This window comes from Streptomyces odonnellii (assembly GCF_000981895.1).
GTDB lineage: Bacteria > Actinomycetota > Actinomycetes > Streptomycetales > Streptomycetaceae > Streptomyces > Streptomyces odonnellii.
In genome coordinates, this window is sequence record NZ_LATD01000011.1 from 1 (window position 1) to 17,865 (window position 17,865).

Below are 17,865 nucleotides of genomic sequence, written 5' to 3' on the forward strand. Positions count from 1 at the left end.
TCAATCGCGTACGGATTGGCGCCGGGCGGCGGCGGGGGGTACCAGCCCTGCTGCGGCACCTCCGGGACGACCGGCTGCCCGTACCCCTGGCCCTGCCGGCCGGGCCCGTATCCGTACGCCGGTCCGAAGCCGGACGGCTGCTGGAAGCCCGCCAGCTCGTCGGCCGTCGAGCGGTAGTCCACCGCGCTCTGGGTCATCCGCATGTACGCCTCCTCCAGCGAGGCCTGGTGCGGGGACAGCTCCCAGAGCCGTACATCCGCCTCGTGCGCCAGATCGCTGATCCTCGGCAGCGCGAGACCGGTGATCCGCAGGGCGCCGTCCGGCTCGGAGAGGACCTGGCCGCCCGCCTCGGTGAGCGCGGACATCAGCTTCTCCCGCTGCGCCGCCTCGCCCTGCGGGGTGCGGACCCGCGCGAAGTCCGCGGAGTTGGCCGAGATGAAGTCCTTGATGCTCATGTCGGCGAGAAGCCGGCCGCGCCCGATCACGATGAGATGGTCGGCGGTCAGCGCCATCTCGCTCATGAGATGGGAGGAGACGAAGACCGTACGGCCCTCGGAGGCGAGCTGTTTCATCAGATTGCGGACCCAGAGGATGCCCTCGGGGTCGAGGCCGTTGACCGGCTCGTCGAAGAGCAGCACCTGCGGGTCGCCGAGCAGTGCCGCCGCGATTCCCAGCCGCTGGCCCATGCCGAGCGAGAAACCTTTGGAACGCTTTCTGGCCACATCCTGTAGGCCGACGACCCCGAGCACCTCGTCGACTCTGGTCGCCGGTATGCCGGAGAGCTGCGCCAGCGAGAGCAGATGGTTGCGGGCGCTGCGCCCGCCGTGCACGGCCTTGGCGTCGAGCAGCGCGCCCACCTGGCGGGGTGCGTTCGTGAGCCGGCGGAAGGGGTGGCCGCCGACCGTGACATGGCCGGCGGTCGGCTGGTCGAGTCCGAGGATCATGCGCATGGTGGTCGACTTGCCGGAACCGTTGGGGCCAAGGAACCCGGTCACAGAGCCGGGCCGAACCTGGAAGGAAAGGTTGTACACGGCCGTCTTGGCGCCGTAGCGCTTCGTCAGGCCGACTGCCTCGATCATTCTCCAGCCCCATCGATCAGGTCAGGTCTTCGGGGCAGTGACCTTCGCGGTCGAAAACCCCCGTAAGGCTTAGGAGGATATCCATGCCTTGACGGTTCCCGCGAAGTCGTTCAGGCGGAGAGTCGGTGACGAACTGGCTACGCGACCCGCCTTCTCACGCCGGGCGGCCCGGGCTTCCCGCTTCCCGGACTACGCGTCCCGCTTCCGCAGTACGAGAAAGCCGCCCACGAGCGCCGCCGCCACCCAGAGCACCATGATCCCGAGCCCGCCCCACGGTCCGTAGGGCGCCTCCTCGGAATTCATGGCATCGGGCAGCACCTGCATGATCCGGGAGCCGGCCCGGTCGGGGAAGTAATGCGCGACCTCCTTGGCGACCGGCACCGCCGAGAGGATCTGCGAGACCAGGAAGAAGAACGGCATCAGAATGCCGAGCGACAGCATCGAACTGCGCAGCATCGTCGCCACGCCCATCGAGAAAAGAGCGATCAGCGCCATATAGAGACCGCTGCCGATCACCGCGCGCAGCACATTCGGCGCGCCGATGGTGGTGCTGTGGTCGCCGAGCAGCGCCTGCCCGAGGAAGAACGACACGAAGCCGGTGACAAGCCCCACCACCAGCGCCAGCGCCCCGGCCACCAGGACCTTGGAGAAGAGGAAGGTGCCCCGCCGCGGCACGGCGGCCAGGGAGGTACGGATCATGCCGGAGCTGTACTCGGAGCCGACCACCAGTACCCCGAAGACCACCATCGCGAGCTGGCCCAGGGTCATTCCGGAGAAGCTGGTGAAGGTCGGGTCGAAGGTGGCCTGCTGCGGGGCGGGCAGCTCGTCGAAGGTGGAGTTCAGCAGGGCGGACAGGGCCGCGCCCAGGGCCACGGTCACGACCAGGGCGCTGATCAGGGTCCATGTCGTGGAGGAGACCGTACGGATCTTGGTCCACTCGGAGCGGAGGACGGCGGGTACCGATGCCATGGTCAGACTTCCTTGCCCTGGTGGTCGTGGCCGCGCTGCCCGTCGAGGTCGTACCGCCCGTCGTGCTCGTCGGGCTCGTCCCGCTCGTCTTTCGCTTTCTCGTTCTGCCCGTACGGCGCGGTCGGTGCGGCCGGCGCCGCCGGTGCGACCGGACCGCTCCCGGGCGCGGGCCCCGCGTGGGCGTGGTACTCGACCGACTCGGCCGTCATCTGCATAAACGCTTCTTCGAGCGAGGCGCGCTGTGCGCTCAGCTCATGCAGTACGAGCTGATGGCGCGCGGCCAGCTCGCCCAGCTCCTCCGTGGACGCCCCGTCGACCTCCAGCACCCCGCCCTCGGTCTCGGCCGGAGTGAAGCCCGCCGAGTGCAGGACGTCCTTCAGCCGCTCCGCCTGCGGCGAGCGCACCCGGGCGTAGCTGCGGGAGTTCTTGTGGATGAAGTCCGCCATCGACGTGTCCGCGAGCAGCCTGCCCTGCCCGATCACGATCAAGTGGTCGGCGGTCAGGGCCATTTCGCTCATGAGATGGCTGGAGACGAAGACCGTCCTGCCATCGTTGGCGAGCGCCTTCATCAGCGTACGGATCCAGTGGATGCCCTCGGGGTCGAGACCGTTGACGGGCTCGTCGAACATCAGGATCTCGGGATCGCCGAGCAGGGCGGAGGCGATACCCAGCCGCTGCCCCATACCGAGGGAGAAGCTCTTGGACTTCTTCCGCGCCACCGCGGTCAGCCCGACCATGTCGAGGACCTCGTCCACGCGGCTCGCGGGAATGCGGTTGCTCTGCGCCAGGCAGAGCAGATTGTTGTAGGCGCTCCGGCCGCCGTGCATGGCCTTGGCCTCCAGCAGCGCCCCGATGTGGGTGAGGGGCTCGGCCAGTTCGCGGTACCGCCTGCCGTCGATCCTGACGGACCCGCTGGTCGGCACGTCGAGATCCAGCATCATCCGCATCGTGGTCGACTTGCCCGCGCCGTTGGGGCCCAGGAATCCCGTCACCACACCGGGCCTCACCTTGAAGGAGAGCCCGTCGACCGCAACCTTGCGGCCGAAGTGCTTGGTGAGCCCCTCGACCTCGATCATCGGCAAACCTCGATCATCTGTACACCCCGATCATGCGGACAACCTAAGGGTGCGCGAAGCCCCCTGCCACCGAAGTGACAGGGGGCTTATGCGATCGTTACGCGATTCGAACGGCTCAGCGGGTCTGCTGGGCAGGCACACCGCGGGAGATCGGCTCGTCGTCGGCCGGGCTGCTCGCGGCGGCCACCGCGGCACCCGTCAGCGTCGCCAGCATCTCGCGGACGTTGGTGAGCTGCGCGTTGATCGAGTCGCGGCGGTTGGTGAGCGCCGCCAGCTCGCGCTCCGATTCGCTGCGGATCCGGTCGGCCTTGGCGTTCGCGTCGGCCACGATGTCCTCGGCCTGGCGCTGCGCCGTCTCGACGGTCTGCCGGGCCCGGCGCTCCGCGTCCGTACGCAGCTTCTCGGCCTCCAGACGGAGCTGCTCGGCGCGGTGCTCGATCTCCGCCAGACGCTTCTCGGCCTTGGCCTGACGCGACGCCAGGTCCCGCTCCGACTGCTCGCGGCGCTTGGCCAGGTTCGTCTCGAAGTCCGCGGCGGCCTGGGCGGCCTTGGCGCGGGTCTCCTCGAAGAGCGCGTCGGCCTCCTCGCGCTTGGACTGCGCGTCCTTCTGCGCCTCCGAGCGCAGGGTCGCCGCGTCACCCTTCGCCTTCTCGACGATGCGGACGCCCTCGTCCTCGGCCTTGGCCTTGCGCTCCGACGCGAACGCCTCGGCGTCGTTGCGCACCTGCTGAGCCGCCGACTCAGCCAGCTCGCGGTGCTGCTCCGCCGCGCGCCTGGCCTCCTCGCGCAGGTCCTTCGCCTCCTCCTCGGCGAGACGGAGGATCTTCTCGACGCGGGCGCCGAGGCCGGCGTACGAGGGCTCCGCGTCCGTTACCTGGGCCTGGGCGTTCTGCGTTTCGAGGTGGAGCTCCTCGATGCGCTTCTCCAGCGCGGTGATGCGGGCCAGAGCACTGTCACGGTCGGCGACGAGTTTGGTAATGCGGTCGTCCACCTGACCGCGGTCGTAACCACGCCGCACGAGCTCGAAGCCGAATGGGGAGGAAGTGTCGCTCATGGGGTTCCTGTCGAATGAGACCGGTGAGGTGATAGAGGGAATCCTAGGGGCCTTAGCGGCGTGTCATCGAGCGGATGCAGGTTTGATCTGGAGAATGTCCAGCCTTTTGAGTGGCTAGCCGTCGGAAGACTTGCCACTCGTCCGGGTGGTTCCCGCTGCGGCGCCCGCCTTGACCTGGGTGTCCTTGGCAGGACCGGCGGGTGCCTCAAACGACTCCAAAGCTTCGAGTACATCCTGAACGCGGGAGATCTCGGCCTGGATGTCCTCGCGCCGCCGCACCAGGACATCGAGTTCGCGCTTGCCGTCGTCGACCATACGCCGGGCCTCCCGGTCGGCTTCCGCACGCAACTTCTGGCCTTCCGCGATCAGTTCGGCCTTCTTCTGCTCGGCCTCCTTGAGCAGGCCCTCGGCCTTTTTCACCGCGGCGATCCGGACCCGGCTCGCCTCCGAACCGGCGTCGGCGACCAGCGCCTTGGCCTTCGTCTCGGCCTCGGCCCGCTGCTCGTTGGCGGCCTTCATCAGATTGTCGACGCGCTCGCCGACGGTCTTGAGCTGCTCCGAGGTCTCCCGGCGGGCCCGCTCGTGAAGCTGCTCGATCTCGCTCTCGACCCGGACCCGCAGCTCCTCCGCCCGGTCGCGGATCGCCGTCGCGTCCCGCCGCGCGCCGACGAGCAGCTCGTCCGCGTCCGTACGGGCCTTCTCCACCAGGGAGTTGCCCTCGACCGTCGCGTCCGCGGTGATCCGGCCGGCCTCCTTGCGGGCCGCGCCGACCATCATGTCGGCCTGCTTCTCGGCCTCGGTGGCGGCGCGCAGCGCCTCCTCCTGCGCCTTGTTGATGAGCTGGTCGGCCTGCTCGGCAGCGTCGGAGCGGCGCTTGGCCGCGTCCTTGCGCGCCTCGTCGAGGAGCCAGTCGGTCTCCTCCTGGGCCTCGTTCCTGATCCGCTCCGCGGCGGCCTCGGTGTCCGCCTTGAACCGGTCGGCCTCGGCCCGCAGCCGCTCCGCGGCCTGCTGTGCGGCGCCCACCGTCTCGGCGGCCTCCGCGCGCATACGCTCCGACTCGCCCGTGGCCTCGGCGATGAGCCGGTCGGCCTGCCCGGCGGCGTCGCCCCGGATCCGGTTCGCGTCCTCCCGGGCCTCGGCGCGGGCGCGGGCCGCGTCCCGCTCCGCCGCCGCCAGTGAGTCCGACGCCTCGGTCCGTACCCGCTGCGCGTACTCCGCGGTGTCGGCGCGCATCCGCTCCGCCTCCGCGATCGCGTCGCCCACGGTCCGCTCGGCCAGGGCCTTCGCGGCGTCGGCCTCCTCCTGGGCCCTGGCCCGGATCCGGCTCGCGTCCTCCGAGGCCCGGTCCCGCTCCGCGTACGCGTCCCCGCGGACCCGGTCGGCCTCCTCCTGCGCCTCCGTCTTCGTACGCTCGGCCGCGTGCTCGGCGGCGGAGCGCAGCCCGGCGATCTCCTGCTCGGCCTGGTCCTGGAGACCGGCGACGGAGTCCCGTACCTGCTGGGCGGTCTGCTCGGCCGCGGCCACCAGCTCCGTGGCGCGGTAGTCCGCCTCCGAGACCAGCCGGTGCGCCTCGGCCTGCGCCTCCTCGACCCGGGTGCGCGCCGAGGACAGCAGCTCCTCGCTCTGCTCGCGGGCCCGCTCCCGCTCCTGGTCCGCCTCCGCGCGGGCGGCCGTCAGCGTCTCCTCGGCCTCGCGGCGGCGGCGGCTCGCCTCCTCCTGGGCGGCGGCCAGCGCCTCGGCGGCCTCGGCGCCGACCCGCTCCGCCGCGGCTGCCGCCTCGGCCCGTACCCGGTCGGCGGTCTCCTGGGCCTCCGTCTTGAGCCGCTCGGCCTCCGTGGCCGCTTCCGTACGCAGCCGTACCGCCGCGGCCTCCGCCTCGGCGCGGTACTGCGAGGCGTCGGCCGCCGCCTCGTTGCGGAGCCGCCCGGCCTCCTGCTCGGCCTGCGCCTGGAGCGTACGGATCCGCTCCGCGGACTCGGCCCGCAGCCGCTCGGACTCCTCCGCGGCCTCCCGCCTGATCCGCTCCGACTCGGCACGCGCCTCGGTGAGCGCCTCCTCGGCCGAGGTGAGCCGCTTCTCCGCCTCGGCGTGCAGCCGGGTCAGCTCGTCGGAGGCCTCGTCCTTGCGGGCCTCGATCCCGCGCTCGGTCTCCTCGCGCAGCTCGGCCGCGGCCTGTTCGGCGGCGGCCTTGGTGGCCTCGGCCTGCTCCTCGCCCTCGGCGCGCAGCCGGTCGGCCTCGGCGCGGGTCCGCTCCAGGGTCTCCTCGGCCTGCCGGCGCAGCGTGGTGGCCCGCTCGATGGCCTCCGTACGGACCCGCTCGCTCTCGGCGGTGGCACCGGAACGCAGCTCGTCCGCGTCCGCCTTGGCCTTGGTCAGCAGCTCCTCGGCGGACCTGGCCGCCTCCTCGATCTGCTGGACGGCCTCCCTGCGGGCCTCGCCGCGGATCCGCTCGCCCTCGGCGACCGCCTCGGACCGGAGCTGCTCGGCCTCGCCGCGCAGCCTGCGCGCCTCCTCCTGGAGCTCGACGGTCTTGGCGCGGTACTCCTTGGTGTCGTCCTTGGCCGCGCCCTTGAGCTGATCGGCCTGCTCGGCCGCCTCGTTGCGCAGCCGGTCCGCCTCGGCCTCGGCCTCCCGGCGGATCCGCTCGGCCTCCTCGCTCGCCGACCTGGTGGTGGCCTTGGCGTCGTCCGAGGCCTTGGTCAGCACCTCTTCGGCGGTACGGGCCGCCTTGGCGAGCTGGGCCGCGGTGTCCTCGGCGGCGACGGTACGGGCCTTCTCGGCGGCCTCCGCGACCAGCTTCTCGGCCTCGGCGCGGGCGTCCGCGAGCGCCTGCTCGGCCTCCGCCTTCGTGGCCTCCGCGTCCTTGGTGGCCTCGCCGACCAGCCGGGCGATCTCCGACTTGGCCGTACGGGTGCGCTGCTCGTTCTGCGACTCGACCCCGGCCAGCCGCTTGACCGCGGACTCCTTGGCCTCCGCGACGACCTTCTCGGCCTCCGCGCGGGCCTCCCGCAGCCGCTCCTGCGCCTCCTGCATCCGCTGCTCGGCGGCCCGGCTCAGCTCGGCGGCCTGCTGGCGGACCTGGTCGGCCTCGGCGGTCGTGGACGCACGCAACTGCTCGGCGTGGCCGGCGGCCTCCTGCGCCTGTGCGGACGCCGCGTTCAGCAGCCGTTCCGCGTCCCGGCGGGCCCGGAGCAGTATCGCTTCAGCTTCCGACCTGGACGCTTCGGACGCCTCGCTGAGCCGGCGGCGGGCCTCCTCGGTGACCCGGGCGGCCTCCGCGCGGGCGGCGGCCAGGGACTGTTCGGCCTCGGCGCGCGACTCGTCCATCAGCCGCCGGGCCTGGGACTCCGTACGGGCGCGGAGCTGCTCGGCCCACGCGACGTTCTCGTTGACGTGCGACTCGACGGTCTGGCGGCGCTCCGCCAGCTCCTGGTCGAGCCGCTGCCGCCGCTGGACGGCCTCCGCGTGCAGCTCCGCCTGGAGTCTGGCCTGGTGCTCGGCGTGCTCCTGGAGGATCCGCTGCGTCTGTGCCCGGGCCTCGCGCAGTTCGCGCTCCGCGTCCGCGCGCATCTGCTCGGCCTGGATCTGGGCGTTACGGAGCATCTGCTCGGCCTGGTAGCCGAGGTCGCCGTTGTCGTAGGACGACGGACGGGTGGCCAGGGCGCGGCGTGCCTCGTGGAGCTTGGCGCGCAATACCTCGACCTGGTAACCGAGGTCCTCGGCGTGCTGGACGGCCTTCTCCCGCGCGGTCTTCAGCCGGTCCATCTCGGCTTCGAACCGCGAGAGGTGGTCGTCGTCAGCTCGGTGGCTCTCCTGGCGTTCGTAGCCCCGCACTGCGCGGTCCCATCCGTCCCCTGGTCGCAACTGCCCAATCGAGCACCGTTCGCGGCGAACGGCCCCCCGGGGAATGGTGTCAGATCAACGGCAGGGGCGCGGCCCCGGCCCGGCCCCGGCCCGGAGCGCCCCACTCTACCGGGCCGGGAATCCTTAAGGTCAGTGCTCCGGGGCGGAGGTGACGAGTTCTGTGAGGACTCCGTGACAGTCCTTCGGGTGCAGGAAAGTGATGCGCGAGCCCATGGAACCCCTGCGCGGCTCGTCGTAGAGGACCCGTACGCCCTTGTCACGGACCGCCTGGGCGTCCCCGTCGACATCGGCGGTCCCGAAGGCGATGTGGTGGACGCCCTCGCCGTTCTTCGCGAGCCACTTGCCGACGGGGGAGTCCTCCCGTACGGGTTCGAGGAGCTGGAGGTACGAAGCCCCGCCGTCGGACGTCTCGTTGATCTTGAGCATGGCCTCGCGGACGCCCTGCTCCTCGTTGACCTCGGTGTGGAAGACCTCGAATCCGTAGGTGGCCCGGTAGAACTCGACGGTGGCGTCGAGATCGAAACAGGCGATTCCGATGTGGTCGATTCGCGTCAGCATGGGGACAGTGCAGCGTCTCGCCGCCGGTTACGCAACGTGCGCGCGATCACACGCACGGCCGGGTGACCCCGGCGCGTACCGCTCAGTACATTGGAGTAAACCCTCGTTCACTCCTCACGCTCCACGCAAAGGGGATCAGGTCTCATGTCGGACTCGAACACCACCACCTCCGTGATCGTCGCGGGTGCCCGTACCCCCATGGGACGGCTGCTCGGCTCGCTGAAGTCCTTCTCCGGCGCGGAGCTGGGGGGCTTCGCGATCAAGGCCGCGCTGGACCGTGCGGGGATCCGCGGCGACCAGGTGCAGTACGTGATCATGGGCCAGGTGCTCCAGGCCGGGGCGGGGCAGATCCCGGCGCGCCAGGCCGCGGTCAAGGGCGGTATCCCGATGAACGTGCCCGCGCTCACCGTCAACAAGGTCTGTCTCTCCGGGCTCGACGCGATCGCGCTCGCCGACCAGCTCATCCGCGCGGGCGAGTTCGACGTGGTGGTCGCGGGCGGCCAGGAGTCCATGACCAACGCCCCGCACCTGCTCCCCAAGTCGCGCGAGGGCTACAAGTACGGCGCGGTCGAGCTGCTCGACTCGATGGCGTACGACGGGCTGACCGACTCGTTCGAGGAGATCGCCATGGGCGCCTCGACGGAGAAGCACAACACCCGGCTCGGTATCGCCCGTCCCGAGCAGGACGAATTCGGCGCGCTGTCCCACCAGCGGGCCGCCGCCGCGCAGAAGAACGGGATCTTCGAGGCCGAGATCGTCCCCGTGGAGATCCCGCAGCGCAAGGGCGACCCGGTGCTGTTCGCCCAGGACGAGGGCATCCGCCCGGAGACCACGGTGGAGTCCCTCGCCCGGCTGCGTCCGGCGTTCGACAAGGACGGCACGATCACGGCGGGCACGTCCTCGCAGATCTCGGACGGCGCTGCGGCGGTCGTGGTGATGAGCAAGGCCAGGGCCGAGGAACTGGGCCTGGAGTGGATCGCGGAGATCGGCGCGCACGGCAATGTGGCGGGCCCGGACAACTCGCTCCAGTCCCAGCCGTCCAACGCCATCCAGCACGCCCTGAAGAAGGAGGGCATCGGCGTCGCGGACCTCGATCTCATCGAGATCAACGAGGCCTTCGCGGCGGTCGCGGTGCAGTCGATGAAGGATCTCGGAGTGTCCCCGGAAAAGGTGAACGTGAACGGCGGCGCGATCGCTCTCGGTCACCCGATCGGGATGTCCGGCGCGCGGCTCGTACTGCATCTCGCGCTGGAGCTGAAGCGGCGCGGCGGCGGTGTCGGCGCGGCGGCGCTGTGCGGCGGGGGCGGGCAGGGCGACGCGCTGATCCTGCGGGTGGCGCGGTAGCCCTCCGTACATCTCGTACGTACGTTCATTCGCACCGCCATTCGCACCGCCGTCCGCACCGCCGAGGAACGGAGCTGGAACCGTGACGCAGGACGTCCCCCAACTGGTGGCTCAGGCGCGGGAGGGCCGCCCGCGGGCCGTGGCCCGGCTGATCTCACTGGTCGAGGGGGCGTCCCCGCAGCTCCGCGAGGTGATGGCGGCACTGGCGCCGCTCGCGGGCCGGGCGTATGTCGTCGGGATCACCGGATCGCCGGGTGTCGGCAAGTCGACATCCACCTCGGCGCTGGTCAGCGCGTACCGCCGGGCCGGCAAGCGGGTCGCGGTGCTCGCCGTCGACCCCTCGTCCCCCTTCTCCGGCGGCGCGCTGCTCGGTGACCGGGTCCGGATGTCCGAGCACGCCTCGGACCCGGGTGTCTACATCCGCTCCATGGCCACCCGCGGCCATCTCGGCGGTCTGGCCTGGGCGGCTCCGCAGGCGATCCGGGTCCTGGACGCGGCGGGCTGCGACGTGATCGTGGTGGAGACGGTCGGGGTCGGCCAGTCGGAGGTCGAGATCGCCTCCCAGGCTGACACCTCGGTGGTGCTGCTGGCACCGGGCATGGGCGACGGCATCCAGGCGGCGAAGGCCGGGATCCTGGAGATCGGCGATGTGTACGTGGTCAACAAGGCGGACCGCGACGGCGCCGACGCGACCGTCCGCGAGCTGAACCACATGCTCGGCCTCGGCGAGGCCAGGGGGCCGGGCGACTGGCGGCCGCCGATCGTCAGGACGGTCGCGGCGCGCGGCGAGGGCATCGACGAGGTGGTCGAGGCGCTGGAGAAGCACCGGGCGTGGATGGAGGAGCACGGCATCCTCGCCGGCCGCCGCACCGCCCGCGCGGCCCACGAGGTCGAGACGATCGCCGTCACGGCCCTCCGCACCCGTATCGCCGACCTCCACGGCAACCGCAGGCTGGCGGCCCTGGCGGAACGCGTGGTGGCGGGCGACCTGGACCCGTACGCGGCGGCGGACGAACTGGTGGCGGGCCTGACGGAGGCCTGACCGGGGGCCCGGCAAATCCAGCCCGTCCGGCGTTTGAGGACGGAACCGGTGCCCCCGGCGCCGGGTGCGCGATTGAGCCCGTCCGGCGATTGAGGACGAAACGGCCCGTCAGTCGTCGTCGCCCCGGTCGTCATCGTGATCGTCGTCGTGCCCGTGCCGGTCGTCGCCGCGGTGGTCACGGTCGTCGTCGTGGTGGTGGTCGTCGCGGTCCGCCGTGACCTTGCCCGTGCGCGGGTGGACGTTCAGCTCGTGGGCGCGCCCGTCCGTGCCGCGTACGTCGACCTCCCAGTGGTCGGTGCGGCCGTCGTCGCTGTCGTCGTCCCGCTCGACCGAGGTCACCGTGCCGGGGACCTTCTTCAGCGCCGCGTCGGCCGCCTGGTCAGCCGTCAGACTCGCCGTCGGGTCCGCCGTCGGATCCGTCGTCGGGTTCGACGTACTGGGCTGCCGCGCCGGGACCGGCAGCGTCGCCGTCGCCGTTCCCGCGCTCGCCCCGGTACGGGTGGTGCCGCGGTCGTCGTCGCCCACGGCGACAGCCGTGTACGTTCCGCCGCCGATCAGAACCGCCGCTGCGATGGCGGCGATGGTGAGATTGCGCTTCATGAGGTACTCCCCGGTCGGTCCGACTGCCAACGCCCTCAATGTCGTCGACCGGAGCTGAAGCCGGCCTGAAGCGACCTGAAGAGATCTTCAGGTTCCTTTTGGGAAGGTGGGGGCATGCGCTTGCTGATCGTGGAGGACGAGAAGCGGCTCGCCGTATCGCTCGCCAGGGGGCTGAGGGCCGAGGGCTTCGCCGTGGATGTCGTCCACGACGGCCTCGAAGGGCTGCACCGGGCCGGGGAGGGCGTCTACGACCTGGTCGTGCTCGACATCATGCTGCCCGGCATGAACGGCTACCGGGTCTGCGCGGCCCTGCGCGCCGCCGGCAATGACGTACCGATCCTGATGCTGACCGCGAAGGACGGCGAGTACGACGAGGCGGAGGGGCTCGACACGGGCGCCGACGACTATCTGACCAAGCCGTTCTCGTACGTCGTGCTGGTCGCCCGGGTCAAGGCGCTGCTGCGCCGCCGCGGTTCGGCCGGTGCCTCGCCCGTCCTGCGGGTGGGCGGGCTGAGCATCGACACCGCGGCCCGCCGGGTCTTCCGGGACGGCACCGAAGTGGCCCTGACCGCAAAGGAGTTCGCCGTGCTGGAACAACTCGCCGTCCGGTCGGGCGAGGTGGTCGGCAAGCCGCAGATCCTGGAGCATGTCTGGGACTTCGCCTACGACGGCGACCCCAACATCATCGAGGTCTACATCAGCGCCCTGCGGCGCAAGATCGGCGCGACCGCCATCCAGACGGTGCGCGGCGCCGGCTACCGGCTGGTGCCGTCATGACCGCAGGAAGACGCCTCTTCGGCTCCGTACGGGCCAAGACCTCTCTGGGGGCGACGGCCGTCGTGGCGGTGGCGCTCGTGGCCGCCGGGATCGCGGTCCTTCTCTCGCTCCGCGCGAACCTCACCGACCAGGCCGACCGCGAGGCCGATTCCGCGGCGCGCGATGTCGCCCTGGACATCGCCTCCCGGGTCCCCGGCCGGACCTCGTACCGGGATCTCGAACTCCCCGAGGCAGCGGACCATCCGGTGCAGGTCGCCGCTCAGGACGGCCGGCTGCTGGCGATGAGCGAGGACCTGGAGCGGATCAGCGGTACGGGAGTGCCCGCCGCCACGGTCGTACCGGCGCCCTCCGCCCCGCCGTCGGGCCAGCCGGTCGAGGGCGACCGTGGCGACGACGACCGTGGCGACGACGACAGCGGGAACGACGACAGCGGGAACGACGACGGGGACGACGACGGCGGGACCGGCGACGACCACGGGGGCCGCGCCCAGCCCGCCGTCGGCGAGATCGGCGACATCACCGAGCACACCTCGGGCAGCGCCACCGTCGACGGCACGGCCGGCGACTACCGCTTCGCCACCATCGCCGTGACCGACGGCTCCGGCGCGACCGTCGTCGTCCACGCCGGCGCCTCACTGGCCGCCCGCGACACCGCGGTCGGCACGACCGCCGTGGCGATGCTGCTGGGACTGCCCGTGCTGCTGCTGGTCGTCGCGGGAGTGACCTGGCTGGTGACCCGGCGGGCGCTCGGGCCCGTGGAGGGCATCCGGCGCGAGATGGCGGCCATCACCGCGTCCGAGGACCTGTCCAGGCGGGTGCCGGAACCCGCCGCCCATGACGAGGTGGCCCGGCTCGCCCGTACGACCAATGAGACGCTCACCGCGCTGGAGGCGGCCGTCGACCGGCAGCGCCGCTTTGTCGCGGACGCCTCGCACGAACTGCGCAGCCCCATCGCCTCGCTCCGTACCCAGCTCGAAGTGGGCGACGCGCACCCGGAACTGCTGGATGTGCCGGGCGCGGTCGCGGACACCGTACGGCTCCAGCGGCTCGCCGCCGATCTGCTGCTGCTCGCCCGGCTGGACGCGGGGGAGCGGCCGGGGCAGAACCGGCTCGATCTGGACGCGCTGGTCCGCGAGGAGGTCTCGCAGCGGACCCTGGACGTCATCCCGGTCGCACTCGACCTGGGACAGGGGATCGAAGTCGCCGGATCGCGCGGCCAGTTGGCGCGGGTGCTCGGCAATCTGCTCGACAACGCCCAGCGCCACGCGCGCGGTTCGGTGCGGGTGTCCGTGCACCGGGCGGCGGACGGACAGGTGGTGCTCGCGGTCACCGACGACGGTGCCGGGGTGCCGGAGGCGGAGCGCGAGCGGATCTTCGAACGGTTCGTACGGCTCGACGAGGCCCGGGGCCGTGACGACGGCGGTGCCGGACTGGGCCTCGCCATCGCCCGCGATGTCGCCGAACGCCACGGCGGCACACTCACAGCCACCCGAGCCCCCTCAGGCGGAGCCCGCTTCGAACTCCGCCTGCCCCCTGCCTGACCGGGCCCCATGGTCGCGCACGGCCCCGGCCCCGCACGGCCGCCCGGCGAGTGAACCGAAGGGCGCCGGCCGCTGTCGAAAGGGAGGCTGTGCTCGATATGCGGCTCCGCCGCGCGGGCGCAGGCCCCGAGGTACGAGCGGACCGAGCACGGTCGACCGTCGACAGGGGCTTGAGGCGCCCGGAGGCGAACCGAGCCCCTAAAAAATCACACCCTCCCGCGTCGGCCCCGTAGGTGTTCCGCCACCGGCGTCAGTGACTCCCGCAACTGCGTGAGCGCTTCCGGCGACAGCAGGTCGATGAAGTGCTTGCGTACCGACGCCACATGGTGCGGTGCCACCTTGCGCATCGTGTCCATGCCGTGGTCCGTCAGCACGGCGTACAGACCGCGCCGGTCCGACTCGCAGTGTTCCCTGCGGACCAGTTCCGCCGCTTCCATCCTGGTGATCTGGTGCGAGAGCCGGCTCTTGGACTGGAGCGTGGTGGCCGCGAGGTCACTCATCCGCATGCGCCGCTCCGCCGACTCCGAGAGATTCACCAGGATCTCGTAGTCGTTCATGGTCAGTCCGAACGGCTGCAGGTCCTTCTCCAACTGGTGCGTCAGCAGCTTGTTCACATCGAGGTGGGTGCGCCAGGCGCACTGTTCCCCGTCGGTCAGCCAGCGGGTGGCGGTCTCGGTCTCCATGTATGGATTATACCTAAGAAGTTGAATTCCGTATAAAACTTGCGCGGGGTGACGCCGCGCATCCGCGTACGACGCCACCCTCCGCAGCCTATCGGTCACATTCCGGGGCGATCACAGTCCGAAGCGACGCTGGAGATCCCCGAGCTGCCCGGGCAGCCTGGGCGCCGCCCCCTGCTGGCCCGGGTGACCGTGGCCCGGTGCGGGAGCGCCGCCGCCCGGCACGCCCGGCTCGTGCGGCACCGCGCCCGTCGCCTGCTCCGCCATCAGCGTCTCGGTCGACTGGAGCAGCACCGTACCCGCTCCGACGAACTCGAACTGGTGCTCCTCGCCCGAGGTGCCCCCGATCCCCGTCAGCGAGCGCAGCCCGCCCATCACCCCGGTCATATAGCCGTGGTCGTAGTGGTGGCACGGCGAGGGGCAGTCCGCCCAGCCCACCAGCGCCTGCGGATCCACCCGGATAGGGGGTTCCATGAAGACGACCGGACCGTTCGAGGCCGCCACGAACTTCCCCGTACCGATCAGCGTCAGAAAGCCCGGCACGATCGACTGCTTCAGCGCCAGCGACGGCTGGTACGCCAGCAGGTTCCCGGAGCGGATCGTCAGATTGCCGTCCTCCAGGTCGTACGAATTGACGTCGAAGGCCCGGTCGGCGAGCAGCATCTTGCCGCTGCCCTCCGCCACCACCCAGTCGCTCGCGTGCAGCGGCGAGTGGAAGCTCGTACGCAGCAGCCGGTCGAAGCGGCCGTGCCCGATCCCGTTGAAGTCGATCCGCCCGTAGTAGGCGATCATCTTCCCCTTCTGGAGGAACCACTGGCTCCCCTTCAACTCCACGCAGAAGGTGTACGAGTTGACGTTGTCGTCGCTGGGCAGCGTCATCGGGTCATGGATCACGGGCGCGCTCACAGCTTCTCCTCCGACGCCTGGACGTACACCGCACCGCTGCCGCTCAGTTCGAGCTGGAACGCCTCGCCCGAGCCGCGCCCCACCATGTCGCGCCAGCCGAGCGCCGTGGAGAGCTTGTTCCGTACCTCGCCATGGTGCGCGACATACGCCTGGGGGTCCACATGGACATCCCTGCCGGGGCTGATCGGCACCTCGATCACCCCGCCGTGCGCCATCACCGCGACCGCGCCGTGCCCCTTGAGCGTGGTGGTGAACAGGCCCTGGCCGGTCACCTGGCCGCGCACCATGCCCATGACCCCGCCCTGCGAGCCCATGAACATCGTGCCCTGCTGGAGCGTCCCGTCGAAGGCGAGCAGCCGGTCGGCCTCGACGTAAAGGGTGTCCCCGGCGAGATTGATGACCTGGATGTGATGGCCGCCATGGCCGAACAGCACCGTACCGCTGCCCTCCACGGTCATCAGCGGCGTCGCCTCGTTGGCCACCCGCCGGCCGATCATCGACATCAGCCCGCCCTGGCCGCCCTGCATGTTCGGGGTGAAGCTGACCTCGCCCCGGTACGCGAGCATCGCGCCCCGCTGGCTGAACATCTTCTGGCCGGGCATCACCGTCGCCTCGACCATCTTCGAGTTGATCTCGCGGAACGGCATCACACATCGCCCCCGACCGTATTGCGCTCGCTGGGCTGTACGTACACGAGCCCGTCGCCCTCGAAGCGGATCTGGAAGGCCTCGCCGCCGCCCTCGCCCATGAGGGTGCGGAAGGTCACCCCCGCCTGGAAGTGCTGCTGGAGACTGCCCTGGTGGGCGATGTACGCGCCGGGGTCGACCGAGAGCGGGTACTGCGGGGTCACACGCAGGACCACCGCGGGACCGTCGGACATGATCGCCGCCTGCCCCATGCCCTCGACGGTCGTGGTGAACAGACCGTTGCCGGTTGCGCCGCCGCGCAGCCCGGTGAAGGTCGTACCGGTCCGCAGCCCGGCGTCCGTGCAGAGCAGATTGCTCGCCTCGACATAGAGCTTGTCGCCGTGCAGCGACACGAGGTTTATCTCGCTCGCCCGGTCGGCGAAATAGCAGGTGCCCTGGCCCCTCACCTCCATGACGGTCATCTGTTCACCGGTGAGGCGGCGCGTCACCATCCCGCGCAGGCCCTCACCGCCGCCGGACATCTTCTTGAACGTCATCTGGCCGTCGTACGCGACCATCGAGCCGTTCTTCGCTTTGACGGCGTCGCCGGACATGTCCACGGCGAGCACCTTGCTGCCTTGCAGTCGGAACTGAGCCACGGATCGAAGGTAATGGGCCGAGGAGGGTACGAACAGGGCTTTCCGTCCCGGCCGCGTCCCACCCTCGTAACGGTCGGGCAAAACCGGGCTGCCACAATGGTCCCGCTTGTGCGCGCGTTCACAAGATCGCGCGGCCCTGCCTCCCCCCGACGCCCCCTGACCCCGAAGGTGCCTGCCTCGTGGACATCAAGACCGCCTCCTCCCTCCACCGACTCCGCCTGGTCTCCGCCCCCGAGGCCGTGTCCTTCCTGCTGCTGCTCGTCTGCTCGGTGCTCAAGCGCACGACGGACTTCAACGCCGTGCCCGTGATGGGCGCGATCCACGGCCTGCTCTTCATCCTGTACGTGATCTTCTGGCTGGACGCCTGGAACCGCACCAAGTGGTCCTTCGGGACGGCGGCCCTCTACTTCGTCCTCTCCGTCCTGCCGACCGGCGGCTTCTTCGCCGAGCGCAAGCTCAAGCGCGCGGCCGAGGACGAGGTCATCGCCTCCCGCGCCCGCCGCGAGGACCGCGAAGGTACGGTGAACGCATGATCGTCGCCTTTTCCGTCTCCCCGCTGGGTGTGGGGGAGGACGTCGGCGAGTACGTCGCCGACGCCGTCCGGGTGGTCCGCGAGTCCGGGCTGCCGAACCGTACCGACGCCATGTTCACCTCGGTCGAGGGCGAGTGGGACGAGGTGATGGACGTGGTCAGGCGGGCCGTCGCGGCGGTCGAGGCGCGGGCGCCGCGGGTCTCGCTGGTGCTCAAGGCGGACATCCGGCCGGGGGTCACGGACGGGCTCACGTCGAAGGTCGAGACGGTGGAGCGGCATCTGTCGGCGCCGGGCGAGACGTCCTGACCCGTTGGCGCCGGGCGAGGCTTTCCGGGCCCGCCTGAGGTTCCGTACGCCGTCCCGGGCCTGGGCCGGATCCCGTACGCCCTGCCGGGCCTCCGTAAGCCCGAGCTGTCCTGGCCCGAGCTGTCCGGGCCCGAGCTGTCCTGGCCCGGGCCGCCCGGGCCGGCGCCGTCCGGACCCGCGTCCGGGCATGGGCGCTTCCGAGTCTGTGTCCCCTTCCCGGAACCGCGCCACCGCCCGCGCCCGTACGCGGTA

Annotated in this window: 17 protein-coding genes; 6 read left to right on the forward strand and 11 right to left on the reverse strand. The window is 71.1% G+C overall.

Annotation, left to right across the window (positions count from 1 at the left end; all coding sequences use genetic code 11):
* The 6 genes from WH07_RS01850 to mce all read right to left on the reverse strand — a co-directional run.
* On the reverse strand, window positions 1-1,079 hold a 1,079-nt coding region (locus WH07_RS01850), incomplete at its 3' end, for an ABC transporter ATP-binding protein (RefSeq protein ID WP_046494493.1).
* Window positions 1,080-1,268: 189 nt separating this feature from the next.
* On the reverse strand, window positions 1,269-2,048 hold the full coding sequence (locus tag WH07_RS01855) for an ABC transporter permease subunit (protein WP_046494494.1): 780 nt from the start codon (window positions 2,046-2,048) through the stop codon (window positions 1,269-1,271).
* 2 nt (window positions 2,049-2,050) lie between these two features.
* Window positions 2,051-3,124, reverse strand: a complete 1,074-nt coding sequence (locus WH07_RS01860) for an ABC transporter ATP-binding protein (RefSeq protein ID WP_046494495.1) — start codon at window positions 3,122-3,124, stop codon at window positions 2,051-2,053.
* Window positions 3,125-3,239: 115 nt separating this feature from the next.
* The gene (locus WH07_RS01865) at window positions 3,240-4,178 is read right to left on the reverse strand and encodes a coiled-coil domain-containing protein (RefSeq protein WP_046494496.1); all 939 of its coding nucleotides are present in this window, start codon (window positions 4,176-4,178) and stop codon (window positions 3,240-3,242) included.
* A gap of 114 nt (window positions 4,179-4,292) precedes the next feature.
* The gene (gene scy, locus WH07_RS01870; RefSeq protein ID WP_046494497.1) at window positions 4,293-8,012 is read right to left on the reverse strand and encodes a polarized growth protein Scy; all 3,720 of its coding nucleotides are present in this window, start codon (window positions 8,010-8,012) and stop codon (window positions 4,293-4,295) included.
* Between the two features lie 159 nt (window positions 8,013-8,171).
* Window positions 8,172-8,600 carry a methylmalonyl-CoA epimerase gene (mce, locus tag WH07_RS01875; protein WP_046494498.1) on the reverse strand — a complete coding sequence of 143 codons (429 nt, stop codon included), beginning with the start codon at window positions 8,598-8,600 and terminating at the stop codon, window positions 8,172-8,174.
* Window positions 8,601-8,744: 144 nt separating this feature from the next.
* On the opposite strand from mce, the gene WH07_RS01880 reads away from it, so the two are divergent.
* Window positions 8,745-9,944, forward strand: coding sequence for an acetyl-CoA C-acetyltransferase (locus WH07_RS01880; RefSeq protein ID WP_046494499.1), 1,200 nt, complete (start codon window positions 8,745-8,747; stop codon window positions 9,942-9,944).
* A gap of 82 nt (window positions 9,945-10,026) precedes the next feature.
* Window positions 10,027-10,986, forward strand: coding sequence for a methylmalonyl Co-A mutase-associated GTPase MeaB (gene meaB, locus WH07_RS01885; RefSeq protein WP_046494500.1), 960 nt, complete (start codon window positions 10,027-10,029; stop codon window positions 10,984-10,986).
* 108 nt (window positions 10,987-11,094) lie between these two features.
* On the opposite strand, the gene WH07_RS01890 is transcribed toward meaB, so the two are convergent.
* Complete coding sequence (locus WH07_RS01890; protein WP_052744186.1) at window positions 11,095-11,586, reverse strand: PepSY domain-containing protein; 492 nt, start codon at window positions 11,584-11,586, stop codon at window positions 11,095-11,097.
* A 114-nt stretch (window positions 11,587-11,700) separates the two neighbouring features.
* Here WH07_RS01890 and WH07_RS01895 point away from each other — a divergent pair, with 114 nt between their 5' ends.
* The gene (locus WH07_RS01895; protein ID WP_046494501.1) at window positions 11,701-12,363 is read left to right on the forward strand and encodes a response regulator transcription factor; all 663 of its coding nucleotides are present in this window, start codon (window positions 11,701-11,703) and stop codon (window positions 12,361-12,363) included.
* Entirely contained in the window at window positions 12,360-13,904 is a 1,545-nt protein-coding gene (locus WH07_RS01900; RefSeq protein WP_046494502.1) for a sensor histidine kinase, read from the forward strand. Before WH07_RS01895 ends, WH07_RS01900 begins: the two co-directional genes overlap by 4 nt.
* A gap of 206 nt (window positions 13,905-14,110) precedes the next feature.
* Here WH07_RS01900 and WH07_RS01905 read toward each other — a convergent pair whose 3' ends face one another.
* From WH07_RS01905 to WH07_RS01920, 4 genes are all read right to left on the reverse strand, one after another.
* The gene (locus WH07_RS01905; RefSeq protein WP_046494503.1) at window positions 14,111-14,587 is read right to left on the reverse strand and encodes a MarR family winged helix-turn-helix transcriptional regulator; all 477 of its coding nucleotides are present in this window, start codon (window positions 14,585-14,587) and stop codon (window positions 14,111-14,113) included.
* A gap of 111 nt (window positions 14,588-14,698) precedes the next feature.
* Window positions 14,699-15,490, reverse strand: coding sequence for an AIM24 family protein (locus WH07_RS01910; RefSeq protein WP_046494504.1), 792 nt, complete (start codon window positions 15,488-15,490; stop codon window positions 14,699-14,701).
* Window positions 15,487-16,137, reverse strand: a complete 651-nt coding sequence (locus WH07_RS01915) for an AIM24 family protein (RefSeq protein WP_046494505.1) — start codon at window positions 16,135-16,137, stop codon at window positions 15,487-15,489. The genes WH07_RS01910 and WH07_RS01915 overlap by 4 nt, the downstream gene beginning before the upstream one ends.
* Complete coding sequence (locus tag WH07_RS01920) at window positions 16,137-16,775, reverse strand: AIM24 family protein (RefSeq protein ID WP_079022873.1); 639 nt, start codon at window positions 16,773-16,775, stop codon at window positions 16,137-16,139. The genes WH07_RS01915 and WH07_RS01920 overlap by 1 nt, the downstream gene beginning before the upstream one ends.
* A 179-nt stretch (window positions 16,776-16,954) precedes the next feature.
* Here WH07_RS01920 and WH07_RS01925 point away from each other — a divergent pair, with 179 nt between their 5' ends.
* Both WH07_RS01925 and WH07_RS01930 read left to right on the forward strand, forming a co-directional pair.
* Complete coding sequence (locus WH07_RS01925; protein WP_046494507.1) at window positions 16,955-17,308, forward strand: DUF3817 domain-containing protein; 354 nt, start codon at window positions 16,955-16,957, stop codon at window positions 17,306-17,308.
* Complete coding sequence (locus WH07_RS01930) at window positions 17,305-17,613, forward strand: MTH1187 family thiamine-binding protein (RefSeq protein WP_046494509.1); 309 nt, start codon at window positions 17,305-17,307, stop codon at window positions 17,611-17,613. Before WH07_RS01925 ends, WH07_RS01930 begins: the two co-directional genes overlap by 4 nt.
* Window positions 17,614-17,865: the final 252 nt, after the last annotated feature.

Excerpts from the sequence above, each read along its gene's own strand:
- WH07_RS01855 (WP_046494494.1), bottom strand. The coding sequence starts at position 2,048 with ATGGCATCGGTACCCGCCGTCCTCCGCTCCGAGTGGACCAAGATCCGT.
- WH07_RS01860 (WP_046494495.1), bottom strand. The coding sequence starts at position 3,124 with ATGATCGAGGTCGAGGGGCTCACCAAGCACTTCGGCCGCAAGGTTGCG.
- WH07_RS01865 (WP_046494496.1), bottom strand. The coding sequence starts at position 4,178 with ATGAGCGACACTTCCTCCCCATTCGGCTTCGAGCTCGTGCGGCGTGGT.
- mce (WP_046494498.1), bottom strand. The coding sequence starts at position 8,600 with ATGCTGACGCGAATCGACCACATCGGAATCGCCTGTTTCGATCTCGAC.
- WH07_RS01880 (WP_046494499.1), top strand. The coding sequence starts at position 8,745 with ATGTCGGACTCGAACACCACCACCTCCGTGATCGTCGCGGGTGCCCGT.
- WH07_RS01890 (WP_052744186.1), bottom strand. The coding sequence starts at position 11,586 with ATGAAGCGCAATCTCACCATCGCCGCCATCGCAGCGGCGGTTCTGATC.
- WH07_RS01895 (WP_046494501.1), top strand. The coding sequence starts at position 11,701 with ATGCGCTTGCTGATCGTGGAGGACGAGAAGCGGCTCGCCGTATCGCTC.
- WH07_RS01900 (WP_046494502.1), top strand. The coding sequence starts at position 12,360 with ATGACCGCAGGAAGACGCCTCTTCGGCTCCGTACGGGCCAAGACCTCT.
- WH07_RS01905 (WP_046494503.1), bottom strand. The coding sequence starts at position 14,587 with ATGGAGACCGAGACCGCCACCCGCTGGCTGACCGACGGGGAACAGTGC.
- WH07_RS01915 (WP_046494505.1), bottom strand. The coding sequence starts at position 16,137 with ATGCCGTTCCGCGAGATCAACTCGAAGATGGTCGAGGCGACGGTGATG.
- WH07_RS01930 (WP_046494509.1), top strand. The coding sequence starts at position 17,305 with ATGATCGTCGCCTTTTCCGTCTCCCCGCTGGGTGTGGGGGAGGACGTC.